The sequence below is a fragment of the Pantoea sp. B65 genome, from assembly GCF_047308185.1.
Taxonomy (GTDB): Bacteria; Pseudomonadota; Gammaproteobacteria; order Enterobacterales; family Enterobacteriaceae; genus Erwinia.
The window spans coordinates 159775-184926 of record NZ_JAHXPU010000023.1 but is presented as its reverse complement, the minus strand read 5'-3'; the positions used below and the strand labels follow the sequence as shown (position 1 = coordinate 184926).

Below are 25152 nucleotides of genomic sequence, written 5' to 3'. Positions count from 1 at the left end.
AAGAATGGAAAAAGTATGAAGAACTGGAGAACGCTGATCCTTGGTGTGGCCCTGGCAGCCAATACCGCGTTTGCAGCACCACAAGTTGTTGATAAAGTTGCCGCCGTGGTAAATAACGGCGTGGTATTAGAAAGTGATGTGGATGGCATGATGCAGTCGGTGAAAGCCCAGGCGCAGCAGGCCGGACAACAGCTGCCTGATGATAACACTCTGCGTCATCAGATTGTTGAACGTCTGATTATGGATAATATCCTGCTGCAGATGGGCAAACAGATGGGGGTGCAGGTCACCGATCAGCAGCTCGATCAGGCGATAGCCAACATTGCCGCACAGAACAAGATGACCATGGATCAGATGCGTAGTCGTCTGGCCTATGATGGCGTTAACTACAGCACCTACCGCGAGCAGATCCGTAAAGAGATGCAAATTGCCGAAGTGCGTAATAACGAAGTTCGTCGTCGCGTCACTATCCTGCCACAGGAAGTGGATACGCTGGCGGCGCAGGTCGGCGCGCAGAACAGTCGCGGCACCGAACTGAACCTCAGCCACATCCTGCTGCCACTGGCGGAAAACCCGACGCAGCAACAGGTTGATGAGCAGGAAAACCTGGCGAAGCAGCTGGTCTCGCAGCTGAAAGGCGGCGCCGACTTCGGTAAACTGGCGGTCACTTACTCTGCTGACTCCCAGGCGCTGAAAGGCGGCACTATGGGCTGGGGTAAAATTGAAGAACTGCCAACCCTGTTCTCACAGGCGCTGAGCAGTGCGAAAAAAGGCGACATTGTCGGCCCGATTCGCTCCGGCGTCGGTTTCCATATTCTGAAAGTGAACGATCTGCGCGGCGAGAGCCAGAACATTTCGGTTACCGAAGTGCATTCGCGCCATATTCTGCTGAAACCGTCACCGGTAATGACCGATGCCCAGGCACGCCAGAAACTGGAAGAAATTGCCGCCGATATTAAGAGTGGTAAAACGAATTTCGCCACTGCGGCCAAACAACTTTCGGAAGATCCTGGTTCAGCGAATCAGGGCGGCGATCTTGGCTGGACCTCAGCCGACGTCTTCGATCCGGCTTTCCGTGATGCGTTGCTGAAACTGAATAAAGGCCAGATCAGCCAGCCGATCCACTCCTCTTTCGGCTGGCATCTGATTCAGCTGCTCGACACCCGCCAGGTTGATAAAACCGATGCGGCGCAGAAAGAGCGTGCTTACCGTCTGCTGTTTAATCGTAAGTTTGCTGAAGAAGCACAAACCTGGATGCAGGAACAACGTGCCAGCGCTTACGTGAAAATTCTGGATGCCAATGCTAAGTAATCAGCGTGTGGTGATCACTCCCGGCGAACCCGCCGGGATTGGTCCCGATCTGACCATCCAGCTGGCCCAGCGCGACTGGCCGGTTGAACTGGTGGTCTGTGCCTCCCCTGAATTGCTGCGCGCACGCGCAGCAATACTCGGCCTGCCGCTCACCCTGCGTGACTATCAGCCTGGGGTTGCCGCGCAACCGCAACAGGCGGGGACACTGACCCTGTTGCCGCTGGCCTGCGCCCAACCGGTTATCCCCGGTGAGCTCTGTGTCGCTAACGGCCATTACGTGCTGGAAACCCTCGCACGCGCCTGTGACGGCTGTCTGCACGGCGAGTTTGCCGCGCTGATCACCGGCCCGGTGCATAAAGGGGTAATTAACGATGCCGGTATCCCGTTTACCGGGCATACCGAGTTCTTTGCCGAACGTTCAGCCTGCCAGCGCGTGGTGATGATGCTGGCGACGGAAGAGCTGCGGGTGGCGCTGGCCACTACGCACCTGCCGCTGAAAGATGTCTCTGCCGCCATCACGCGCGACAGTTTGCATGAAGTGATTGGCATCCTGCATCATGATCTGCAAAGCAAGTTTGGCATTGCCACACCACATATTTTCGTCTGCGGCCTTAATCCGCACGCTGGCGAAAGCGGTCATATGGGCCGTGAAGAAATTGATACCATTATCCCGGCTCTCAACGAGTTGCGCCTGCAAGGGATTCAGCTCACCGGCCCACTGCCCGCCGATACGCTGTTCCAGCCCAAATATCTGCAACATGCCGATGCGGTGCTGGCGATGTATCACGATCAGGGGCTTCCGGTGTTAAAATATCAGGGATTTGGCCGCGCGGTGAATATCACCCTTGGCCTGCCATTTATCCGTACGTCTGTTGACCATGGCACCGCGCTTGAACTGGCGGGACAGGGAACAGCCGATGCGGGCAGCTTTATCACGGCGCTTAATCTCGCCATTACCATGATCAAGAGCAGTAATGAATAATCGCGTCCACCAGGGCCATTTTGCCCGCAAACGTTTTGGCCAGAACTTCCTCAACGACCAGTACATCATCGACAGCATTGTCTCCGCCATCCATCCGCAACCCGGTGAGGCGATAGTGGAAATCGGTCCCGGCCTTGGCGCCCTGACCGAACCCGTAGGCGATCGCATTGATGCCATGACCGTCATTGAGCTTGACCGCGATCTGGCGGCCCGTTTGCAAACGCATCCGTTCCTCGGTCCGAAACTGACTATTTTTCAGCAGGACGCGATGACCTTTAACTTTGCCGAACTGGCAGCCGAAAAGGGTCAGTCATTACGCGTGTTTGGCAACCTGCCTTACAATATCTCGACGCCATTGATGTTCCATCTTTTCAGCTATACTAGTGCAATCAAAGATATGCACTTTATGTTGCAGAAAGAGGTGGTAAACCGTCTGGTTGCCGGTCCGGGCAGCAAAGCCTATGGCCGTTTGAGCGTGATGGCGCAGTATTACTGCAATATCATTCCGGTGCTGGAAGTGCCGCCAGAATCATTTACGCCTGCGCCCAAAGTTGACTCCGCCGTGGTGCGTCTGGTGCCGCATGTCAAAGTCCCTAACCCGGTCAATGATATTCGCACCCTGAGCCGTATCACCACGGAGGCCTTTGGTAAGCGCAGAAAGACGCTGCGTAATAGCTTAGGTCATCTGTTCTCGCTGGAGACGCTGACCGAATTAGGCATCGACAATACGCTGCGGGCGGAAAACATCTCTGTCGCACAATATTGTCAGTTAGCTAACTGGTTAACTGCGCATCCCCCCGAGCCGCAGGAGAACTAACAGCATGATTGAATCGCCCCGTGTTTGTGTACAGGTGCAGAGTGCGTATATTGAGTCGCAATCGGCACCGAATGAAGAGCGTTATGTGTTCGCCTACACCATTACGATCCGCAACCTGGGGCGCAATCCTGTGCAGCTTATTGGCCGTTACTGGTTGATTACCAACGGTAATGGTCGGGAAACTGAAGTGCAGGGCGAAGGGGTGGTTGGCGAACAGCCACTGATTGAGCCCGGCAGTGAATTCCAGTATACCAGTGGCGCGATCCTTGAAACGCCAATGGGTACCATGCAAGGCCACTACGTGATGATCGATCAGCAGGGTGAAACCTTCAACGTTGATATTCCGGTCTTCCGTCTTGCCATCCCGACCCATATTCACTAAGACATAAACTCGACGTGATACCCGGGTTTACTCCTGGCTTGCTTTAGCGGATACCCTATTAATGAGTACTTACCTGATTGGCGACATTCACGGTTGCTACGACGAATTGCAATCGCTACTGGCGCAGGTCGCTTTTGATCCCGAAAAAGATATCCTGTGGCTGACCGGCGACCTGGTCGCCCGCGGCCCGGCATCGTTAGAAGTGCTGCGTTTTGTCCGTTCACTCGGCGACTGCGTACGCATGGTGCTGGGTAACCACGATCTGCATCTGCTGGCAGTGTATGCCGGCATCAGTCGTAATAAACCCAAAGATCGTATTACGCCGCTGCTGGAAGCCCATGATGCCGACGAGCTGATTAACTGGCTGCGTCGTCAGCCGCTGCTGCAGATTGACGAAGAGAAGAAGCTGGTGATGGCGCATGCCGGCATTACGCCGCAATGGGATATTGAAACGGCAAAAATGTGCGCGCGCGAAGTGGAAGCGGTGCTCTCCAGCGACAGTTACCCCCTGTTTCTCAACGCCATGTATGGCGATATGCCGAATAACTGGACGCCAGAACTGACCGGGTTATCGCGTCTGCGTTTCAGCACCAATGCGCTGACGCGCATGCGCTTCTGCTTCCCCAACGGTCAGCTGGATATGATTGCCAAAGAGGCGCCGGAATCGGCGCCGCCGCCGCTGAAACCCTGGTTTACCATTCCGGGGCCGATTGCCCGTGATTACACCATTGTCTTTGGCCACTGGGCGTCGCTGGAAGGGCGCGGTACGCCGGAAGGCATTATCGCCCTCGATACCGGCTGTTGCTGGGGCGGCTCTCTGACGCTGCTGCGCTGGGAAGATCGCTCGCTATTTGTTCAGCCGTCAAACCGCGAACGCACTATTGAAGAGTAACCGCTGCCGCTGACGGCGGCACAGCATTATCACTGCCGGTGTTCACCGTCAGCGGCGGGCTCTTGTCAGAGACATTATCCGCGTTATCCACCGCAGCCACCTGATATTCATAGATGGCCGCGGCGTCGGGCAGGCTATCGGTGAAATGCGTCGTCGGCGACTCGCTGATAAGCACCCCATTGCGGTATACCCGATAGTGTTTGATCGCCAGATTATCGCTTGCCGCCTGCCAGCTTAGCGTCAGCCGCTCTTGAGCCATATCCGCCGCCACCAGCCCCTGCGGCGTGGCGGGCTTTTCGCTATCCTCCTCCGGCATCTCGTTCTCCACGGTGATAACCGATGACTCGCCAGGCGGCGAGAGATTGCCCGCCTTATCTGCGGCGACAATCTGGTATTCATAGCTATTGCCTGCGCTCAGCTGGGTATCCGTCCACTCCGGCAGTAATGACTGTGCAATCTCGACGCCATTACGCCAGATGTGATAGCGCGCCACCGCGAGATTATCGCTGGCAGCGGCCCATGACAGCACGGCCTGACCCTCCGCCAGTTCGATATCCGGTTTGCCTGGTTGCCCCGGCGGTTCACTGTCAGGTTCCGTGGCCAGTTCTTCACTGACCAGCTGACTAAAGCGCTCAACGAACTGGTGCGCATAGGCATTGCCGCTTTGACGGTGTCCGGCATCCCAGTTAACCGACCAGCTCATCAGTCCCCTGACCGGCGTGCCCTGAGCAGCTAAGCGCTGATATGCACTGCGCACATCAGCCTCATTCTGCACATAGCCGGAGGCGGCGGCATCCGCATTACTGGGTAAACCGATAACAAATTTATCCGCCGGGATCTGAATATACCCGCGCGTTCCCTGTACCAGCGCATCGGTAAGGGTATATAAAAACTCGGCTTTTTTACTGTCATCCTTTTGCGCATACCAGTCATTATCGCCGGAAACCCCTTCATCGCCGTGGTTGTAATACTGCGGCGCGATAAAGTCGTAATAGCCGGCAAGATTATCTATCAGCACTTCCCAGCCGCCGCCCCGGCGCAGGGCAGGAAATGGCGGCGACATACTGATGATAAATTGCGGATATGTGGCTTTTACTCGTTTCAGCGCCGCGGGGATCTCGCTCTGATTGGCGCCGGCGCTAATCACACTGTCGGCCAGATTGATATCCAGTCCGTCAAAGCCATACACTTCCACCAGACGGATAATTTCATCGGCAAGTTTCTGCGCCTCACCGGTTGCCAGTTCGATATGCGCATCCGCCCCACCGAGTGAGATCAATACCGGGCGCCCCTGCTGGTTAACGATGGCAACCTGCTGGCGGAACTGTTCGTCACTGAGATTATCTGGCGTAAAGGTCGGAATACCGCTGCCGGTCATAAAGGCCACGGTAACCACATTATATTCCGCCGGGATCTGCGAAAGTTCGATACTGGCGGAAGTTCCGTGCTGATAACCAACGGACGGGGTCTGCTGGTTATGCCAGAACCCCACCATAATCTTTTTATCACTGATATCCGGGAAAGCGTCGGCGGTATCGGGCATCTCAGCATGCAGCGCCGCGCTGCTCAGCAATAATAGCGCGGTTATCAGGTTTAATTGAGCGGGTCTGTTCACAGGCAATATTTCGCTATTAATCAAAAAACAGGATTACCTGAGGAAAATAGGATTTTTACCTGATAAACAACAGCAGCAATTTCCCGCAATTATTGAGAATATTCCAGTCATATCCGACTATCGGCATTAATGCCGCCCGTGCCAATACCCGGCATCAGAAATAAAAATCCGCCGGCGAAAATAGCAAAAACACCAGCGCCACTATTGCCGGATAGGGGCCAAAAGGAAAAGCTTCACCCGGTTTCACCCGTAACCATAACAGTGCCGCCGCCAGTGCCAGCAGCGGCGCAAACAGCATAATATGACACAGCGTCGCCACACCGAACCAGGCGCCCAGCGCGGCAAACAACTTCATATCCCCCATTCCCATGCCGGCGGTACCGCGCAGCAGGTAATGCAGACGATCCAGCAGCCAGGGCAACGCAAAGCCGGTTACTGAGCCGAGCAACGCATCATGCCAGCTGACGGAACCCAGTTCCAGCAGCGCCGCCGCCATCCCCAGCGCCCACAGCGGCAGCACCAGACGGTCCGGCAACAACATGGTGCGCCAGTCAATGACCGCCAGCGCAATCAGCAGACAAACCGCGCCAAGAATAAAACCACTCTGCAGCGTCACCCCGTGGCGCCAGACCACCAGCACAAACAGCAGTGCCGTTAGCGCCTCTACCAGCGGATAACGCCAGCTAACCGGCTGACGACAATCCGCACAGCGCCCGCGCAGCCACAGCCAGCCAACTACCGGCAGATTATGACGCCAGCGAATAGGTGCGGCGCAACAGGGGCAATGGGAAGCCGGGAAACTCAGTGAGCACGCCGCCCCCGCCATCATTAGCGGCAGCCGGTAAATCACCACATTCAGGAAACTACCCACTACTGCGCCGGACAGCGCGGCCAGGAGTATCTGCATTTAATCTCTCATCTCTCTTCTGTTCAGGTGGTTATCAGTAAAACGCCGGATAATAGCCTGACCTGCTCAGAGAAATATCCCCGCCGGTTAAATAAAGAAAATTCTCTATCACCGGGTGTTAATTCTTAGCGAAGCACAGAGCAATAGCCTGTTTATTGCACAGCGATTACTTAAGAATATTCACATCGTTTGTTAAATCTCTGCCATGAAATAACCGTGAGAATGTCATGAAAAAATATCTGTTATCACCTGTCCGCCACCAGCAGGGTTTTACACTGCTCGAATTGCTGGTGGTATTAATGATTATCGCTCTGCTGGCAGGCTTTGTCGGTCCCCGCCTGTTTTCCCAGGTTGACCAGGCGAAAGATAAAACCGCCGTCAGCCAGATGAAAAGCCTGTCGCAGGCGCTGAGCCAGTATCGCCTCGATGTCGGTCAGTACCCCAGCGAAGCCCAGGGGCTGAAAGCGCTGACTGAACGGCCAGGCGGCGTCAAAAACTGGCGTGGTCCTTACCTGAGCAAAGAAGTGCCTGCCGATCCCTGGGGCAACCCGTATCAGTGGCATAACCCGACGCGCAATAAAAATGTGGTCTATGAAGTCGAGCTGCTGGCGACCGGTAACGACGGCAAACAGGTTAGTTACGGGTTCTGATGGTGCGTGCAACTCTGTTTTTTCTGCTGTTGTATCTGATTCAGCTGCCGGTGCGCGCCACCTGCTGGGAGCAGGCCGGGCAACGCTATGGCATTGAGCCGGAGTTATTGCAGGCCATCGCCATCGTCGAATCTAACCTGCAGGCGTCGGCACGCAATCAGAACCGCGACGGTAGCTACGATATCGGACTGATGCAGATTAACAGCCGTCATCTGCCGTTGCTGCGCAACTTTCAGATTTCTGAACGCGCACTACTCGACGACCCATGCCTGAGTGTGATGACCGGCGCCTGGGTGCTGGCGGGTTTTATCCGCCACTACGGCTATAGCTGGGAAGCGGTGGGAGCCTATAACGCCGGTAATGCGCCCGATCGCGGCCATCTGCGTCAGCGCTATGTCCAGCGCGTGCATCCCCACTATGCGCGGCTAAAACAACAAAGCCAGTCTGCTGAGCAATAAATAACCATGAAAAATTATCAAATTACGTTATTGCACAACGGCGTCCGCAGTGTCCGCCAGGTCCCGGCCAGCAGCGTCGAAGAAGCCCGCGCGCAGATCGCCGCGGAGGCGCTGGTGTTGCAGATCAAAGCGAAACCGCTGGCCAGGCGCGCGCGTCCGTTTCCGCTGACGCTGTTTATTCAGGAACTGATTGCGTTGCTGGATGCGGGACTGGTGATTGTCGAAGCGATTGAAGCACTGAGTGAAAGCTGCAGTGAGGCGCAGCAGCGCCGGGTTCTGGCCGACATTCTGCGCGAACTGTATCGCGGACAGCAGTTGTCGCAGGCGCTCGCCGCCCAGCCGTCGCTGTTTCCGCCGCTGCTGGTCAGCACCGTGGCCTCGTCGGAGCAGACCGGCCAGCTGCCGGTGGCGCTGGGGCGCTTTCTGCATTATGAAAAGCGCATGGAAACGCTGCGCAAACGCATTCGCAGCACCCTGCTCTACCCCTGCGTGGTTATCAGCGTCGGCTGCCTGATTCTGTTCTTCCTGCTGGGCTTTATTATCCCGCGCTTTGCCGTGGTGTTTACCGGCATGCAGAACCTCAACGGCAGCGCGCAATTTATTGTCTGGTGGGGCGCGCTGACAAACAGCGCCGGTCCGCAGTTGCTGATGCTGACCGCCGGCGCCGTCACGCTGTTTATCGCGGCGTTACGCAATAAGACGCTGCGTCAGGCGGCATTCAATCAGTTACTGCGCATACCGCAGCTGAAACAGCAGTACCAGCTGGCGATTCTGGTGCGCTTCTACCGCACCCTTGGCCTGCTATTGCAGGGCGGGATGGCCGCGGTCGATGCCCTGCGGCTGACCGGTTGTCTGTTGCCAGCGGCTTATCAGCCACGGCTACAGCAAATTCTGGCGGAGATCCAGGCAGGCAAAGCGTTATCACACTGCCTGACCGCCCAGGGCCTGACCACGCCGGTCGCCAGCCGGCTGCTGGTGGTAGGAGAGCGTGGCGGTGAACTGCCAGCGATGTGTGAACGTATCGCCGCGTTTTATGACGAGAACCTTGAACGCGCGATTGAAACCTTTAGCAAGGTATTTGAACCGCTGCTGATGTTGATCGTCGGCGGACTGGTCGGCCTGGTGGTGTTTCTGTTGTATATGCCGATTTTTGAAATGGCGGGAGGATTAGCCGGATGATTCAGGATCATCAACCGATGCCAGGCTCTGCATGGCTTAATCTTGCAGAGGAGCAGCGCGCCGCCTGGCTGGAGCAGCTGCTAAGCGAACAACCGCAGCAGCTCGACGCGCTGGCGGCCGAGCTGGGTCTCTGGCCATTGCAGGAGCAGCAACTGGCAGCCGCAACGCTGGATTTTAGCCGCATTTCGTTGCCGCAGGCGCTGGCGCGCCGCCTGCTGCCGATCCAGCTGGACGGCACCGGCTGGCTGCTACTGGCCGATCCGTTCAGCCTGACGTTGCGCCAGTGGGCGCAGCGGCAGACCGAACGTCTGGCGCTGTGCCGTCCGGGCTGGGTCAATGAGCAGCTGGAGAGCCTGTCGCGCCAGCAACGCACCATGGAACAGCTGGATCAGCAGCATTTTACCAGTCAGGCAGAAGAGATGGCGCTGGAGATCTCGCTGGTTACCCTCGACCAGGAGCAGAGCCCGGTAATCAAACTGGTCAACTCGACGCTGTACGACGCGCTGCAAAGCCGCGCCAGCGATATCCATCTGGAGAGCGTTGCCGACGGGCTGGTGGTGAAGTACCGCATTGATGGCGTACTGCACAGCATTACGCGCTGTAATGGCGGCCAGAATGCGGAACAGATAATTTCGCGGCTCAAGGTACTGGGCAGCATGGATATCTCCGAGCGTCGTATCCCGCAGGATGGGCGCTTTAAGGCGCATATTCAGCAGCGCAACGTCGATTTTCGCGTCTCGATTATGCCCAGCATTCATGGCGAGGACGCGGTATTGCGCGTGCTGGATAAATCGCACGATAAAAAACTGCGGCTGGAAACCCTCGGCTTTGATACGCCGACGCTGCAGGCGATCCGCAAACTGACGCAGATCCCCCATGGCATGGTGCTGGTTACCGGGCCAACCGGTAGCGGCAAGTCCACCACCCTCTATTCAGCGTTAAGCGAGCTGAACAGCGGTGAGAGCAAGATCATCACCATTGAAGATCCGGTGGAATATCAGCTGGAAGGAGTCCTGCAGATCCCGGTCAACGATAAGAAAGGGCTGACCTTTGCGCGCGGCCTGCGCGCCATCCTGCGTCATGACCCCGATATTATCCTGGTGGGGGAAATCCGTGACGGCGAGACGGCCGGTATTGCGGTGCAGGCGGCGCTGACCGGGCATGTGGTGCTGTCGTCAGTGCATGCCAACAGCGTATTCAGCGTGCTGGAACGTTTCCTCTATATGCAGGTGGAACCCGCCAGTCTGATCACCGCGCTGAACGGCGTGGTGGCGCAGCGCCTGGTGCGCCAGATCTGCCCACAATGTCAGCAACCCCATCAGCCAACGGCGGAGGAGATTGCGCACTGGCAGATCAGCCAGCAGATGCTGAGCGATGCCAGCTGGAGCCGCGGCGCAGGTTGCCCACACTGCCGCCATAGCGGTTATCACGGACGACTGGCGCTGGCGGAAGTACTGCATTTCAGCGATGCGATGAAAGAGGCGCTGCTGGCGCGGGCGCCGTTACGCCAGTTGCGCGAGGTAGCGATCGCTGAAGGTTTTCTGCCGCTGCAGCAGATCGCCATCACTGCCGCCAGCAACGGGCTGACCAGCTTACAGGAGGTGAAACGTGTTATTTCCCGCCATTAAGCGCTGGTGCTGCCGCCTGCAACCGCAACACCTGCAGCTGTGGCGTAATGGCGAGCTGCATGATCAGTGCCGCTGGCAGCCGCAGCAGCCACTGGCCGCACAGCTGACGCCGTTATTCGCCAGTCTGCCGCCCGCGCCTGCCTGGCGCGATAGCCTGGAGTTTGTCGTCGATACGCCACACGTTAATTATCTGCTGGTGCCGTGGAGCGCAGGTATTACCCGGCCGGCGGAACTGCGTCAGTATGCCGCCCTGTTGCTGGCGCAGCAGCAGGATGAAGCCCAGCCGATGGCAGTGAGCTTTATGCGCAGCGGCTATGGCGACAACGCCTTTGCCGCCCTGCTGCCGCAGGCGCTGCTGGCGGAACTGAAACAGACGGCGGCGGCGCAACGCCTGCGTCTGGTCGGCTGCTGCACCCCGTTCAGCGGCATGCTGGCCGGTTTTGGCCGTCAGCTGCCGGAAAATGCGCTGTTTGCCTGTGCCGGCACGCCGCAAAGCAGCTTTGCCTGCCGCTACCAGCGGCAGTGGCACAGCGTGTTTACCCTGCATCTGCCGCACAGCGAGCTGGCGCAGCAACTGGATACCGCTAACCGTCTCGCGGGGCTGCCGCCGCTGGCGCGCTTTGTGATGCACAACCAGCCGCAGACGCCACCGGGGATGCCGGCGGTGAGAGAAGCAACACCATGAAAAGTCATCATCAATTTACACCGCGCTGGCGGCTGCCGATCGGTCTCAGCCTGCTGCTGCTGCTGATTGCGCCGACGCTGACGGCGATCGGCGTGACTCAGCAACAGCAGCAGCAACTGACCCGGCTGCTGGCGGAAGATATGCAGCAGTTACAGGCGCACCGTCAGGCTGCGGAGGCGATTAGCGCCAGACAACGCGCCTTCGCCCGCACGCCGCAACCGCAACAGGACCCTGCGCAGCTGAACGGTCTGACGCTGATGGCCGCTGCCCTGCGCGACGATATCGCCCTGCTATCGCTGGAGATGGATACCCGTCAGCAACGCCTGCGCGTCGAAGTTCTGAGTCACTCGCTGGATGCGCTGCTGGACTTTGTCGCCCGCCTGCAACGGCTGCCGGTCAAAGTGGCGCTGGACAGCCACCAGACGGAGAGCAATATGCCCGAACCATGGAAGATCCGCGCCACATTAAATCTGGAGTATCCCGATGCGTCTTAATTCCGGCCTGCTGCGGTCAATAAATACGCTACTGCCGCGTCTGCGCTGGTACGCCAGCCAGTGTTATGAACTGTCCGGCCCGCTGCCGTTGGCGATCGCCGCACTGTGGCTGGTGTTGCTGTTTTACCTGTGCGCGCAACTGCGCCCGGCGCTGGCGGCCGATACCCTGCGCCAGCAGGCGATTCACCAGCAGCTGGCGGTTCCGCTGCCGATTACCTCGCCGCAGGAAGAGGGGGAGAATCCGCTGAGCGCCACTGAGTATGAACAGGTTAAAGCGCTGTTTGCCATTCTGCAAAAGCACGGCCTGCAAGCCAGAGAGAGTCGTTATCAGTTGCTGACTGCTGACAGCGATGCGGCGCCGGAGCGGCTGACCCTCGATATTCCGCTGATCGGCGACTACCTGCATTTGCAAAGCGCATTACGGGAGATGTCGGCCAGCCTGCCGCTGCAGTTTGAATCGTTAGCCATGGCGCGCAGCACACCGGCGACCACCCAGCTGAACATGTCGCTGCGCGTCACGCTGAGCGGAGAGAGCCAATGACACTGCCACGTTACTTACAGGCCGCGCTGGCTGTCACCGCTGCGGTCACACTGTGGAGCCTGTTCAGCCCTGCCGATGATGCGCCAGTGGCGGAAGATTTACTGCCGCAGGGACAGCCTGCGGCACTGGCCGCTGCCAGCGCCAGCCGTGCCGCAGCGGCGCCCGCACTCAGCGATAACCATCACGATCTGTTCCCCTTCCAGGGACCACAGGTCAGGGCGGCGCCACCGCCGCCGCCGCCGCCGCCAACACCGCCGGTGGCCGAAGCGCCACGAGCCCCCACCCTGCCGTTCCGGGTGGCGGGAGCCTGGTGGAGCCAGCAGCAGCGCTATCTGCTGCTGACCGATGGCCGACAAAGCTGGATCGTCTGCCGCCAGTGCAAGTTTGCCGACAGCATTCGCAGCGGCGAAAAACTGAACGATAACTGGCAGCTAAGGGCGATCGAACCTGACTATCTGGTGTTCCGCTGGCTGCCGCTAGAAAACGACCAGCGTTTATCGCTGGGTGATATGAAATCCAAACCTGAATTCTGATTATGTTTACGCAAAAAAAACTGTCTCTGATTATCGGTGTTCTGTTGCTGGCGGGCTGTGCTAACCAGCAGACAGAGAACCATGGCGAACAGCCACTTAATGAACAACAACAGCTGGTCCAGTCGCTGGATAAGCTGAAACAACAGCGTCAAAACGATCCTGAGGATCTGGCGCTAAAAAGCCGCGAGCAGCTGGAAACCAATCAGCTGGTTAACCTTTACCTGAAGCAGGCCGATCGCGCAGTGGCTGAAAACAACTACCAGGATGCCGCACGCCTGTGGCGCACCGCGCTGCAATATCAGCCGGGCAATATGCGCGCCCAGCAAGGACTGCGCCGTATTAATGCCTGGCGATCGCTTGATGTGCTGTATCAGCAGGCCAGCAAGCTGGCGGCGGATAACCCGGAAGCGGCGCTGGAAAAAATCAATAAAGTGCTGGAAGAAGAGCCGGCCTGGCCGCAGGCCACCGCACTGCGCGATCACCTGCTGCGTAAGCTTTCATCCAGTAGCCAGCCGTCGCAGCGGATGAGTGCCCAGCTACAAAAACCGGTGTCACTCAATTTTCGCTCGCATAATCTGCTGGAGATCTTCAACACCATCTCGAAGATCACCAACGTGAACTTTATCTTTGATAACGATGTGTCACGCAATATCACTACCAGCATTATTGCCAATAACACCACGGCGGAAGACGCGATCAATTTACTGTTGATCTCTAATCAGCTGCGGAAAAAAGTGCTGAATAGCAATACGCTGCTGATCTATCCGGCCAGCCAGAACAAAGAGAAGATCTACCGCGACATCATGGTTAAAACTTTCTTCCTCGGCTATGCCAAAGCCAAAGATGTCAATGTGGCGCTGCGCAATATTATGAAGCTGAAAGATATTCACGTCGACGAACGCACCAACTCGCTGACAATACGCAGCCCGCGCGAAAGCATCGAAATGGTGGAGCGTCTGCTGATGACGCTGGATCGGCCGGAAGCTGAAGTGACGCTGGAAGTGGAAGTGCTGGAGATCAGCAGCAGCGATGCCAGCCGGCTGGGGATCCGCCATCCGGGTGAAATCGGCATTGGCTTTAACGGCGGCAGCGACGGCTCCGGCAATATTCCGCTCAATGGTTTTAACGGCAACAATATGTTTATCAATCTCGGTGGCAACCGCGGCATCAAGCTGGATATCAGCAAGATCCGCAACAATGCCAAAGTGCTGGCGAATCCGCGCATCCATGTGAAAAACAATAAACAGGCGCTGATTGAAATCGGCGAAAAAATGCCGGTATTAACCAATACCACCAATGATGGCGTGACGAATCAGCGCGTGGAGTATCAGGATGTCGGCCTTAAGTTGCAGGTGACGCCGGAAATCAGCCTCGATGGCGAGATCAGTATGGACGTTGAGTTCAGCCTGAGTAGTCTCGGCCTGGCACAGGAGAGCAAGGACGGCCTGAAATATTACAGTACCAATAATCGTATGGCGAAAACCATCCTCAGCAGTCTTGATGGCGAAACGCAGATGCTGGCCGGCCTGATCAGCCAGAACCAGAAAGATGAAAAGAGCGGTATTCCCGGCTTAAGCAGTGTGCCGCTGCTGGGATCACTGTTCAGCACCTCGGATAAGGAGAAGAAACGTACGGAAGTGGTGCTGCTGATCACCCCGCGCATTGCGCGCAGCATCGATCTGCCGGGATCCCATATCAGCGCGATTCCGGTGGGTACCGAAGATCTGCCAGGAGACCAGGATATGCGCCTGCGCGCAGCGGGCCGCATCCAGGTGGGTAAGGAGGCGATGACCGCGCCGCCACTGGCACCGCCAGCCAATTTCCCGGAGCAGCGCGGCGCGCTGCCGTCACCGAACCCGGCCCATGACGGCCCGGCGAGCAGCGCGCCATGAGCCGCAGCCGGCAACAGGGGTTTACCCTGATTGAGATGATGGTGACGCTCAGTCTGCTGGCTTCACTGGCGGCAGCCTCGCTGCCGCTGATCGAAAAACAGGGTCAGCGGCAGAAAGAGCAGCAGTTGCAGCAGGCGCTGCGCCAGATCCGTCTGGCGCTGGACAGCTACCAGCGCGCCAGCCTCGAAGGGCGGATCGAAAAGAAAGCCGATGAATCGGGCTATCCGCCAAACCTGCAGGTGCTGAGCGAAGGGGTGGTCGACAAGACTTCGCCTAACCAGCAGAAAATTTATTTTCTGCGCCGCATTCCGCGCGATCCAATGTGTGACTGCGCCGGGAAAGCCGACCATGAAAGCTGGCAAACCCGCAGCAGTCAAAGCGAACCGGGCAATTTTAATCGCGGCGCGGATATCTACGATGTCGCCTCAACCAGCCGCGTCAGCGGACTGAATGGAGTGCCCTATGCGCAATGGTGAACAAGGCTTTACCCTGATTGAACTGCTGGTGGTGATGGCGATTATCGCCACCCTGATGACCATGGTGGCGCCGCGTTATTTCCAGCAGACCGAACGGGCGAAGGAGGTGGTGCTAAAGCACAACCTGAATACGCTGCGCGTGTCGCTCGATCACTATCGTCAGGATCATATTGAGGGGCCGTCGCAACTGCAGGATCTGGTGGATAAAGGCTATCTGCGTCAGTTGCCGCTCGATCCGATGACCGATAAACACAGCAGCTGGCAGAGCAGGCAGGATGAAAACGGGCAGATTATTGATATTCATAGCGGGTCGCAGCAAAAATCGCTGGACGGAGTGCCCTATGCCCACTGGTAATCCCCAGGCGGGATTCAGCTATCTGCTGTTGCTGGCGTGGCTCAGCATCATGGCCCTGCTGTTGCTGCGCAGTTACGATCATCGCCAGGCGCAGTGGCGACAGGAGCGCGAGGCCCAGCTACTGTTTGCCGGTGAGCAGATCCGGCAGGCGATCCGTCTGTATCGCAATAATCCGGCCGGCAATAAATGTTTTCCGACCCGCTTCCAGCAGTTACTCAGCGATACGCGCAGCCTGCCGGCCCGGCATCTGCTGCGCCAGATCTATGCGGATCCCTTCACGCAGCAGAGAGAATGGGGAATGATCTATGATGAGCAGCAGCGCTGGATCGGGGTGTACAGTCAGGGAAGCGGCAGACCGCTGAAACAACAGGGTTTTGCTGATCATAATAAGAGTTTTAATCAGGCGAGCAGCTACGCCGAATGGCAGTTTAAAGTGGAAGTGGATCCAGGCGCCCCCCTGCCGCAGCTGTGCGCCGGGTAGCGATCAGGCAAAGATGCGGTCTATCTGCGCTTTAACACTGCGCAGCGCCAGCGCATGCTGATAAAAGATTTCGCCTTTGGCCGTCGGAATGCAGGGACGACGACGCTCAACCAGCTTTTCTCCCACTTCATCTTCCAGCGAACTTAAACGCAACGAGACCGCCGAAGGTGTGATAAACAGCTGCCGTGCCGCTTCTTCAAAACTGCCGGTATCGACAACGGTAAGAAAAGCATTAATTTTTTTAAATCCCGCTCTCATTTCTGTCCCCGAAAAAGTTTACCGTGAAATGTCGCTGCGCAACGTGGCGAATTTTAAACCTACCGGCCGCGATAATTAAATCTGACCAGTCAGAAAATAGCGCAAAATGAGTTTTTTTTATGTCGTAAGAATCTTCTCGCCGCCATACCAGATTAATGGTTAATATCTGCCCCACTTACTGATTACCTAACTTCACCGGGGAACTATCTGATGACCGTTAACATTGCCATTGCCCATGAACACAAACTGATTCGCTGCGGTATTAAATCGCTGATTAACAATATGACCGGAAAGAAACTTTCCGCCGGAAATGATGATGCCAGTTACAGTATTATTAATGACGTCTCTACCCCGGCCGAGCTGGTTAATACTTTAAATAAAAACCATATTGACCTGTTATTACTGGGATACTCACTCAATACCAATGAGAAAAAAAGCAGCCCGCTGGCTTCCATGGATGGTTATAACCTGGTCAAGTGGCTGCGTAATAAATATCCGCAGATTAAGATTGTGGTGATGTCGCCGCACCGCCATGCCAGTCTGGTACGGATGATGCTGGGTTCCGGTATTTCCGGCTATATCAGTATGGATATCTGTGAAAAGACGCTGGAGCGCGTGATGAATAGCGTACTGAATAACGAAGTGTATGTCGAAAATGACTTAATGCGCAGCCTGCTCAATACGCACAATAATCCTAACGAGATCTCGCCCAAGGAGTCGGAAGTGTTGCGGCTGTTATGCCAGGGACTGAGCTTAACCCGGATTGCCAGCCGCATGAATCTGAGTATCAAAACGGTCAGCGCCCATAAGCTACGGGCAATGGATAAGCTGGCGGTAGAGAGCGACTGCCAGCTCTATTTTCTGCTGAGCCGTTCCGGCCTGTTTGATATCAAGCTGTAATGATCACCTCCAGCGGTGCGCCGACAACCAATAGATAACCGTCTGATTTTTATCCGACGGTTATCGTCGGCAGCAGCGGATGTTCGTCGCTTAATCCGCAGTTTGCTGTGGTTCAGCGCTCTCTGCGCCACCACAGGCATGCGCCTCGCTGTCGCCACTGGTCTCATTAGCCTGATGCTGCCCGTCAGTAACAACAGATTCTGCTACTGCCGTGATTTCATGATCGTCATGAGCCAGGGCCAGTGACGAAAGCAGTGATGCCACCAGCAATACGATCAGTTTATGTTTCATCCATTCTCTCCTGTAAATAATAACCTCAATAGCGGATTAATTATTAAGCCACGGATAATAACGCACCAGCGGATAATTCTGCTGTTGGTTAAGAATAATATCGCCCATCAAGAAGCCTCTGATTCCAGCCAGGAAGATTCCGCTTCAATTAAACTGGCTAAAAACTATTATATCGTCACTTCGCGAAATGCACTTTACCAGACGGTATTTATCCTTTTCGCGGATTTTTATTTTAACTCAGCGCGATCAGCGCCAGTGAAATATCTTTTATTTTTGTGAATTTATAGTTAACTGGATAAATTATGCGTTCTTTTAAGAAAAAGAGTCTGGTGGTATTAATGACCCTGGCCGGTAGCGCCAGCCAGGTCAATCTTGCTTCCGCTCATGCTTATCTTCTGGATCCGCCTTCGCGCGGTTATTTATGTAAAACCGATAACTCGGCGGGCTGCCAGGCGTTGCGTTCAAGCAACCAGATGGAGGCCATCAACACGCCGCAGCAGAACGTCTATGTTGGTAGCGACTATCTGGATTATACCCGCTCATTGCCAGATGGTCATATTTGCCGCGCTAACCGCTCGAATGACCGGCTGGATCTGCCGAATACCAGCTGGACCAGCACCGCAGTGACGCCAAATACCAGTGGTGAAATCACACTTAAATATTTCTTCACCACACACCATACTACCGATCACATTCGTTACTACATTACGAAACAGGGTACCGATAACACTAAAGCGATCAAATGGAGCGATCTGACGGAAATTGGCCACTATCCGGCGGTTCCCAGCCCAACCGGCAAGCCTGGCGGTTCAGGACCGTGGATTGAGAAGGTCCGTCTGCCGGCAGGCACCAGCGGTAAACATACCATTGTCTCCATGTGGCCGGTGGCCAGAGGACATGGCTCGCAGGAAAACTTTGTCAGCTGCAGCGACGTCGATATTCAGGGCAGCACCACCACGCCTGAAGAGGGTTGGGCGGTTATCGGTAACGGCGTACGGGCCGGTCAGGATCTGAAAACCGGCGATAGCGTGGTGTTCCGTCTGTTCGCCGATGGCGCGGTGGCGGCTACGGTGCAGCATGTGATCAGCGAAGCGGAACTGGGAACGGCGGCAAACTGGCTGTATGACCTGGCGAAGAAAGTCAACAATCAGGGGATTGCCGTGAAGGTCGGCGACACCCTGAGCAATGGCGTGGTCAGCCTTACCGCGGTGAAAGACAACTACAACGTCTATGCGGTTGATAACAGCAAAGCCTATAGCTATGAAATTGATGTTCACAAGGGTGAAGTGCCAGAGGAAAATCCATCGGAAAATAATCCTCCGGTGGCGGTGATCACTCCGTCAGCCACCACGATCAGCCATAGCGGCTGGACCACGCTGGATGCCGGCCAGTCAAACGATCCTGACGGTACCCCGGCAGAGCAGCTGAACTACGAGTGGTCTGTGACGCGCAATGCGGACAAAGTGGAACTGGCCAACACCAGCGGGATCTCCACCCAGGTGCGTCTGAAAGCGGCAGCAACCTCCGAGTTTGATGTGGTCGTCAGTCTGAAAGCCACTGACCCGGACAACAATGTCGGTGAAACCACGCTGGTGCTGAATGCCAAACCGGTTGCGGTCACGCCGCCCGTCACTGGCGATAGCTGGGATAAAAACAAAACCTATGCCACACCGTGTCAGAAAGTCACTTACAACGGTAGCGAATGGTTTAACGGCTGGTGGACGGTGAGTAACGTACCGGGCGCCGACGGCGAGTGGGGCGTGTGGCGTAAAACTGGCGACAGTAAAATGCACGCATCATGCAAAGGGATGAAATAAACCCTCAGGGCATGGATTTCCCCTATCTGCAGCAGCCCGCCATCAGGCGGGCTGTTTTTTTATGTCGCCGCCAGCCGTTGCGCTACCTTTGCGATCAGCTCTGCCGCCCGCTGCAGTAAACTGTCCAGCGTCGGGTTATCAACCCGCCCGTTTCTCTCAATACGCAGACACACCCGCATACCCGGATAGTCATTCAGCAGGGCAAATGACGATAGCATACGGTGCGCAAGCTGCGCGATTTGCTCACTGTCACTGCCGTCGCGCATCTGACTAATGGCGGCGCTGTCCTGCTCCAGCCCCTGTTGCAACGCCATCAGCAACTGCCGCTCCTGCTGCGCATCACCCTGCGCCAGAGCACGTAACGCGTCATCCCGCTCCACCGCCACCTGTTCCGTGACCTGCTTCCATGCCTGCGCCACCCCGGAGAGTAGCGCCTGTTGCGTCAGGGGTTTAATTAATACATCGTCCATCCCGGCGGCCAGACAACGCTCGCGCTCGCTGGCAAAAGCATTGGCGGTACAACCGAGGATCACATAGGGCGGCAACTGGCGTCGCCGTTGATGCTCACGCAAATAACGCGTCAGGGTATAGCCATCCATGGCCTGCATCTGACAGTCGGTCAGTACCAGATCATAATAGTGCTGCTCAACCTCCTGTAGCGCTTCCGCACCGCTGCCCACCAGCTGGATATCATGGCCGGAACTGGCAAACTGCAACGCCAGCACCTGCAAATTGACCGGTAAATCATCCACCACCAGAATATTCAGCGATTCCGCCGGCGGCCTCTGCTCGCTAATCTGCAACGCCGGTGCGGCAATCAGATCCGGCGCGGCCCGTTGCGCCGACAGCTGCACGCTAACCCGCACGCCGCCGGAAGCACTGGCGCCAAGCGTTAGCGTCCCCGCCATCAATGTGACCAGCCGGGCGGAAATCGGCAAACCCAGACCGCTGCCGGGCACCGTATCCGCCGTTTCCGCTCTGACCCAGGGTTGCAGTACTGCCTGATACATCTCCGGCGGAATACCGCAGCCGCTGTCTTCCACCTCAATGGTCACCTCATCGCGATCCTCTGCCGGCAGATAATGGCTGACCGCGCGCAGCTGAATTTCACCCTGTGCGGTAAACTTAATCGCGTTCAGCAGCAGGTTATTGATCACCTGCGTCAGTCGGGCGCCATCCAGCCAGTGCAGCACCTCTGCCGGCAGCGTCAGCTGGCACTGCAACGCCAGTCCCTTCTCCTGCGCGCGCAGACGAAAAGTCGCGGCGCAGCTTTCCAGCAGCGTTTCGAGGCGCGTGGGCTGCAAACGGATATCAATGTTGCCCGCCTCTATTTTGGAGAAATCCAGCACATCACCGATGATGCCCTGCAGCGAATCAGCCGCCTGCCAGGCAAGCCGCAACGGATTATCGCCATCGGGCTGCTGCGGCACCGCCAGCTCCAGAATGCCGATAATCGCATGCAGCGGTGTACGAATTTCATGACTCATCCGCGCCAGAAACGCCGACTTTTCCTGGCTGGCCAGTTCCGCCTTGTCGCGCGCCAGTAGCAGTTCTGCGGCCAGTGATTTACGTTCCGTCACATCAAACCAGCCGCCAATCACTCCCAGCATCACCCCGGCGGTATTGCGATAGCCCTCAAACCACAGATAGCCTTCGCGTACCTTACCCTGCAGCTCCATGCGGCGATCGGAAAACTGCGGCTGATCGCCGGACAGGCAGCGCAGGAAGATCCCGCGCACTTCCCGCTGATCCTGCTGCGACAAAAAGTGCAGGGAAAACAGGTTGCTGCCGACCATTGCGCGCGCCGCCAGCCCCAGTTGCTGACAAAAATGCTGATTAACCGCGGTGATGGTCATATCGGGAGCGCAGACAAACATCGGCGTCGGCACGGTATTAAACAGCGTTTCCCAATAAGCCAGCAGCTCCTGCAGGCGATCTTCCGCCTTTTTCCGCCGCGCCACCTGCCGCGCCAGGTAGCTGACCCAGAATACCGAGCTAAGGGCAATCACCAGCAGCGCCACGCCCCACAGCATCACCCACGGCGGCAGCGTGCTGTTATAGACGGCGAGGTTGGCGACGGAAAACCAGTGGATTTTCAGCGCCCGCAACTCGTCCGGCGGCAGACTGGCAATACTTTTATTCAGAATGCTGGTTAACTGCGGATAGGAAGAGAGGATCGCAAACCGCTCCGGCTGTAGCGCATTATCCAGCGCCTGCACGATGATCCGGTTGCCATAGCGGCTGGACTGCAGATAGCTGGCGCTGCCAATGGTGGCGAAAGTGGCATCTGCCGCACCTGCCAGCAGCATATCCACCCCCTGCGCTACGCTGGCGACCTCAACAACCGCCAGCTGCGGGTAAAGTTGCATCGCGGCCAGCAGCGCATTGCCGCTCTGGATCGCCACCCGCCGGTGGGTTAGCTGTTGCAGAGAGAAAGGGGCGCTGCGTTCATTACGGGTGATCATTACCCACTCCAGCGTGCCATAGGGATCGCTAAACGACAGCCAGTTGCGCCGCGCCGGTGAATCCATCAGCGATGGGGTCATCTGTGCTTGCTCTGCGCGCAGCGCCTTCTCCACCTGCGACGACCCGGAGAGCGGAATAAAGTTGAAATTCAGCCCACTGTTTTGCGCCACCAGTTGCAGAATATCGACATCCAGCCCGGTGATTTCATCATCTTTATCCAGAAAAGAGTAAGGCGCGATATCAATATCAACGGCCACATTGATCAGCGGATGCTGCTTAATCCAGTCAATTTCCTGCTGACTGAACTGCGGCCCGTCGCTGTGATACCCCGGCGCCAGACCGGATATCCAGCGCTGATAGATCGCATTTTTCGTCGCGTGTGGAATAGCGGTAAGAATATGGTTAACCACCGCCGCGACCTCGTCCCCCTGGCGGCCGACAAAACGATACAGCAGCTCTTCCACCGCAGCGTCGCGCCGATAAACCAGCCCGGACAGCGGACGTAAAGCGCCATACCAGGCAATCTGACTCTGACCATCCAGCCAGCCATCGGCCTGGTGATTGATCACCGCCTGGATAGCTTGCTGCTGACTGCTGGCCACCTCAAGCCGCGGATAACGACTGCGCAGGCGGTTCAGCAGCGTCGGGTTGATATCGGGGGCGGCCAGCAGGCGTAATTCGGCAAGAGGGGTATTCTGATCGCTTTTGCGCACCATCAGCATCAGCGGTTGCACCAGAATCGGGTCGGTTTCATTATTGCGACTTTCAGTTATTGAGAAATCTGACTGCGCCAGCAACTGGATATCGCCGCGCTGCAAAGCCTGATACGCCTGTGGCCAGCTATTATACAGCCGTGCTTCTACCGGACGTTTAAGTACCCCGGACAGCAGGCGCAGATAATCGGGATACAGCCCTTCCAGTTTACCGTCCCAGCGCATCATCTGTAGCGGTGCGCTGGAACAACAAAACAGCCCCACCGTCAGCCGCGGATAAGGCGCCAGCAGCGTGGCAGAGCTGGCTGCCGGCGCCTCCGCGCTGATATTCGACCAGATCCCGACCTGTCGGCCATCCGCCTGCCCGGCCAGCGCGCTGTCCGGCAAAAACTGCGGCGTTGCCCTGCCCGGCATCAGCGGCAGCAACAGCAACAGCAACAGCAGTAATAACAGCCACCCGCGGCACATACTTACTACCCCAGCCCACTCTGGCTGAGCCAGCGCCAGAGCGCGGCATCATTTTCCAGCCCCAGCTTGCGCATCGCGCTCAGTTTCTGCGCGCTGATGGTTTGCTTGGTGCGATACAGACGCGCGGCAATATCGTTAACACTTAACCCCTGCCCCAGCAGGCGAATCACCTCCAGCTCTTTACTGGTAAGCGCTTTTTCGATCTGCAGCAGCGGATCGCTGCGAAACACATCGCTCAGCCATGGCTGCCCCGCCGGTTCGCTGCTGCGTAAACTGGCGGCCAGTTCATGCGACAGGCTATTTTTATTCAGAATCGCCTTCACCCGATACCGCGCCAGCAGTTCAAGAATACGCGGGTCGCTGAGCATGGTGATCACGACGATGGTCAGATCGGGATACAGCTGGCGCACCCGGCCAATCATCCGCACTCCGTCCACCTGCTGGTCACCCGGCATATTGAGATCGGTAATCAACATCTCAACCGGATGCGTCGCCAGCTGCACAAACAGCCCGCCGACATCGTGCGCCTCGGCGACAATCTGGTAATCCTCTGGCAACGAGGCCAGTACGCCGCGTAACCCCAACAGGAATACCGGATGGTCGTCGGCAATAATGACGCGAATACTCATTGCTGCCTCTCTGCGGGCGCCGTCCGCGGTTCAGGAAATAGCACGCCTTCAAAAGAGAATCCTTGCTCCCTGCGACAGGCAATCAGCGCCATGCTGGTCTGATGAAACTCGCCGCTGATATCGGCAAGCCTGACTACCAGCAGCTGCGGAGACTGTTCGGTCATCGCTTTCAACTGCTCAACCATCTGTCGATCCTGCGGATGCAGCCAGGCGACAAACTGCGGCCAGTTAGCGGGCGCATAGCTGACATTCTGCCAGCGGCTTTGATAGCGCCAGCTTAAGCCGCCCGCGCTGTCGAGGTGAAAACGCTGGAATCCTGCCTGCTGTAAGACGCAATCCACTAACTGCTCACGCCAGCGCTGGCGCGCCAGCTGGGCATAGCGCTGACCAATCCAGCTGGCGCCCAGCAGCGCCGGCAGGCTGAAGGCGGCACAATACCAGGTTGCCAGCAATACATCCTGTTGCAGATTGCGCGCCGGGCTGTGAAAAGGCCCCAGCCCAAACAAAGTCGCCCCCAGCGATGCCACCGCCGAGCACGACAGGAAGCTGCTCAGCAGCAGCAGATCGCCACGCAACGCCAGTAGCAGCGGCAGCGCAAATGAGACCATCAGCGCCAGATCCTGCCAGCGCACTTCGCCGCCGCCAGCATCCGCCGGGGCAAAAAACAGTAGTAACAATGCCAGCAGCATCCCGAGCGCCAACAGCCACAGACGCATATCGGCCTGCTGCTGACTGCCGCTGGTCAGCAGCCACAGCACAAAAAAGGTCAAAGGCAGATAACTCAGCACATAACCGGCCATATACAGCAGGGAAAGCGAGTGGTCGATGGGATAATCCAGCAGAAACAGCGCCCAGGTGGTCACCAGCCGCTCGACAATGCCGGCAATACTGCACAACACCGCCAGTGCCAGAATGTCACGCGGGCGATTTGGCCGGTACATTACCCCATAAAAAAACTGCCAGATCAGGGCGGTCACCATCATCAGCAACACATCAAAACCGCAGAAGATCAGTGAGACGTTCACCGGACGCCCGTAGAGCTGACTGGCGACCAGATGCAACAGCGCGCCACTCAGCAACCACAGCAGCCAGTAACGCGGCGCCAGCGCGCATAAGATGCCCAGCAGCAGCCCGGCCGGAAACCAGACTAAGGAAGATAAACTCCAGACATCTCTTACCTGCAAACTCAGCATCGCCAATGCGAAGTCGCAGCAGATAAATGCCAGCCAGCCGCTAAGCATCATTCTGGTTTTCACAGCAAGGCGACTCCATGATCCCCGGGGCATGTTATAGCGTGGATCATTATTATTTTTGAGACAGTGATCTCTGCCG

At 57.0% G+C, this 25152-nt stretch carries 26 protein-coding genes; 19 read left to right on the top strand and 7 right to left on the bottom strand.

Annotated elements, in window-relative coordinates; genetic code table 11:
- Positions 1-15 precede the first annotated feature (15 nt).
- From surA to apaH, 5 genes are all read left to right on the top strand, one after another.
- Positions 16-1311: a peptidylprolyl isomerase SurA gene (gene surA, locus JWF83_RS10880; RefSeq protein ID WP_413650220.1), complete on the top strand. Its 1296-nt coding sequence runs from the start codon at positions 16-18 to the stop codon at positions 1309-1311.
- On the top strand, positions 1301-2293 hold the full coding sequence (pdxA, locus tag JWF83_RS10875; protein ID WP_413650219.1) for a 4-hydroxythreonine-4-phosphate dehydrogenase PdxA: 993 nt from the start codon (positions 1301-1303) through the stop codon (positions 2291-2293). Before surA ends, pdxA begins: the two co-directional genes overlap by 11 nt.
- Positions 2286-3110: a 16S rRNA (adenine(1518)-N(6)/adenine(1519)-N(6))-dimethyltransferase RsmA gene (gene rsmA, locus JWF83_RS10870; RefSeq protein WP_413650218.1), complete on the top strand. Its 825-nt coding sequence runs from the start codon at positions 2286-2288 to the stop codon at positions 3108-3110. Before pdxA ends, rsmA begins: the two co-directional genes overlap by 8 nt.
- 4 nt (positions 3111-3114) lie before the next feature.
- Positions 3115-3492: a Co2+/Mg2+ efflux protein ApaG gene (gene apaG, locus JWF83_RS10865; RefSeq protein ID WP_413650217.1), complete on the top strand. Its 378-nt coding sequence runs from the start codon at positions 3115-3117 to the stop codon at positions 3490-3492.
- 61 nt (positions 3493-3553) lie between these two features.
- Positions 3554-4384, top strand: coding sequence for a bis(5'-nucleosyl)-tetraphosphatase (symmetrical) ApaH (gene apaH / locus JWF83_RS10860; RefSeq protein ID WP_413650216.1), 831 nt, complete (start codon positions 3554-3556; stop codon positions 4382-4384).
- Here the strand turns inward: apaH and JWF83_RS10855 are convergent.
- Entirely contained in the window at positions 4371-5999 is a 1629-nt protein-coding gene (locus JWF83_RS10855) for a glycosyl hydrolase family 18 protein (RefSeq protein ID WP_413650215.1), read from the bottom strand. The two genes, apaH and JWF83_RS10855, sit on opposite strands and share 14 nt — an antisense overlap.
- A 154-nt stretch (positions 6000-6153) precedes the next feature.
- Positions 6154-6906 (bottom strand): prepilin peptidase, encoded by a 753-nt coding sequence (locus JWF83_RS10850; RefSeq protein WP_413650214.1) that lies wholly within the window; start codon positions 6904-6906, stop codon positions 6154-6156.
- 227 nt (positions 6907-7133) lie between these two features.
- Here JWF83_RS10850 and gspG point away from each other — a divergent pair, with 227 nt between their 5' ends.
- The 12 genes from gspG to JWF83_RS10790 are packed head-to-tail and all read left to right on the top strand — an operon-like array spanning position 7134 to position 16278.
- Entirely contained in the window at positions 7134-7556 is a 423-nt protein-coding gene (gene gspG / locus JWF83_RS10845; protein ID WP_413650213.1) for a type II secretion system major pseudopilin GspG, read from the top strand.
- On the top strand, positions 7556-8014 hold the full coding sequence (locus tag JWF83_RS10840) for a transglycosylase SLT domain-containing protein (protein ID WP_413650212.1): 459 nt from the start codon (positions 7556-7558) through the stop codon (positions 8012-8014). Before gspG ends, JWF83_RS10840 begins: the two co-directional genes overlap by 1 nt.
- 6 nt (positions 8015-8020) lie before the next feature.
- On the top strand, positions 8021-9193 hold the full coding sequence (locus JWF83_RS10835; RefSeq protein ID WP_413650211.1) for a type II secretion system F family protein: 1173 nt from the start codon (positions 8021-8023) through the stop codon (positions 9191-9193).
- Entirely contained in the window at positions 9190-10821 is a 1632-nt protein-coding gene (locus JWF83_RS10830) for a GspE/PulE family protein (RefSeq protein ID WP_413650210.1), read from the top strand. The genes JWF83_RS10835 and JWF83_RS10830 overlap by 4 nt, the downstream gene beginning before the upstream one ends.
- Complete coding sequence (locus JWF83_RS10825; protein WP_413650209.1) at positions 10802-11506, top strand: hypothetical protein; 705 nt, start codon at positions 10802-10804, stop codon at positions 11504-11506. The genes JWF83_RS10830 and JWF83_RS10825 overlap by 20 nt, the downstream gene beginning before the upstream one ends.
- Positions 11503-12000: a hypothetical protein gene (locus JWF83_RS10820; protein WP_413650208.1), complete on the top strand. Its 498-nt coding sequence runs from the start codon at positions 11503-11505 to the stop codon at positions 11998-12000. The genes JWF83_RS10825 and JWF83_RS10820 overlap by 4 nt, the downstream gene beginning before the upstream one ends.
- Positions 11990-12541: a hypothetical protein gene (locus tag JWF83_RS10815; protein ID WP_413650207.1), complete on the top strand. Its 552-nt coding sequence runs from the start codon at positions 11990-11992 to the stop codon at positions 12539-12541. Before JWF83_RS10820 ends, JWF83_RS10815 begins: the two co-directional genes overlap by 11 nt.
- Positions 12538-13074: a hypothetical protein gene (locus JWF83_RS10810; protein WP_413650206.1), complete on the top strand. Its 537-nt coding sequence runs from the start codon at positions 12538-12540 to the stop codon at positions 13072-13074. The genes JWF83_RS10815 and JWF83_RS10810 overlap by 4 nt, the downstream gene beginning before the upstream one ends.
- Positions 13075-13076: 2 nt before the next feature.
- Complete coding sequence (locus JWF83_RS10805; RefSeq protein ID WP_413650205.1) at positions 13077-14966, top strand: secretin N-terminal domain-containing protein; 1890 nt, start codon at positions 13077-13079, stop codon at positions 14964-14966.
- Positions 14963-15442 carry a Tfp pilus assembly protein FimT/FimU gene (locus JWF83_RS10800; RefSeq protein WP_413650204.1) on the top strand — a complete coding sequence of 160 codons (480 nt, stop codon included), beginning with the start codon at positions 14963-14965 and terminating at the stop codon, positions 15440-15442. The genes JWF83_RS10805 and JWF83_RS10800 overlap by 4 nt, the downstream gene beginning before the upstream one ends.
- A complete protein-coding gene (locus JWF83_RS10795) occupies positions 15429-15797 on the top strand; it encodes a type II secretion system protein (RefSeq protein ID WP_413650203.1) in 369 nt (122 codons plus the stop codon). Before JWF83_RS10800 ends, JWF83_RS10795 begins: the two co-directional genes overlap by 14 nt.
- Positions 15784-16278: a type II secretion system protein gene (locus JWF83_RS10790; protein ID WP_413650202.1), complete on the top strand. Its 495-nt coding sequence runs from the start codon at positions 15784-15786 to the stop codon at positions 16276-16278. Before JWF83_RS10795 ends, JWF83_RS10790 begins: the two co-directional genes overlap by 14 nt.
- Positions 16279-16281: 3 nt before the next feature.
- Here JWF83_RS10790 and JWF83_RS10785 read toward each other — a convergent pair whose 3' ends face one another.
- Complete coding sequence (locus JWF83_RS10785; protein ID WP_413650201.1) at positions 16282-16536, bottom strand: LysR family transcriptional regulator; 255 nt, start codon at positions 16534-16536, stop codon at positions 16282-16284.
- 210 nt (positions 16537-16746) lie between these two features.
- On the opposite strand from JWF83_RS10785, the gene JWF83_RS10780 reads away from it, so the two are divergent.
- The gene (locus JWF83_RS10780; RefSeq protein ID WP_413650200.1) at positions 16747-17436 is read left to right on the top strand and encodes a LuxR C-terminal-related transcriptional regulator; all 690 of its coding nucleotides are present in this window, start codon (positions 16747-16749) and stop codon (positions 17434-17436) included.
- A gap of 90 nt (positions 17437-17526) precedes the next feature.
- Here JWF83_RS10780 and JWF83_RS10775 read toward each other — a convergent pair whose 3' ends face one another.
- Positions 17527-17727, bottom strand: a complete 201-nt coding sequence (locus tag JWF83_RS10775) for a hypothetical protein (protein ID WP_413650199.1) — start codon at positions 17725-17727, stop codon at positions 17527-17529.
- Positions 17728-18029: 302 nt separating this feature from the next.
- Here JWF83_RS10775 and JWF83_RS10770 point away from each other — a divergent pair, with 302 nt between their 5' ends.
- The gene (locus JWF83_RS10770; RefSeq protein WP_413650198.1) at positions 18030-19544 is read left to right on the top strand and encodes a lytic polysaccharide monooxygenase; all 1515 of its coding nucleotides are present in this window, start codon (positions 18030-18032) and stop codon (positions 19542-19544) included.
- 59 nt (positions 19545-19603) lie between these two features.
- On the opposite strand, the gene JWF83_RS10765 is transcribed toward JWF83_RS10770, so the two are convergent.
- Genes JWF83_RS10765 through JWF83_RS10755 form a run of 3 tightly spaced genes read right to left on the bottom strand, consistent with a single transcriptional unit; the run spans position 19604 to position 25076 of the window.
- Positions 19604-23191 carry a transporter substrate-binding domain-containing protein gene (locus JWF83_RS10765; protein ID WP_413650197.1) on the bottom strand — a complete coding sequence of 1196 codons (3588 nt, stop codon included), beginning with the start codon at positions 23189-23191 and terminating at the stop codon, positions 19604-19606.
- Positions 23192-23196: 5 nt separating this feature from the next.
- A complete protein-coding gene (locus tag JWF83_RS10760; protein WP_413650196.1) occupies positions 23197-23820 on the bottom strand; it encodes a response regulator in 624 nt (207 codons plus the stop codon).
- Complete coding sequence (locus tag JWF83_RS10755; protein WP_413650195.1) at positions 23817-25076, bottom strand: hypothetical protein; 1260 nt, start codon at positions 25074-25076, stop codon at positions 23817-23819. Before JWF83_RS10755 ends, JWF83_RS10760 begins: the two co-directional genes overlap by 4 nt.
- Positions 25077-25152 lie beyond the last annotated feature (76 nt).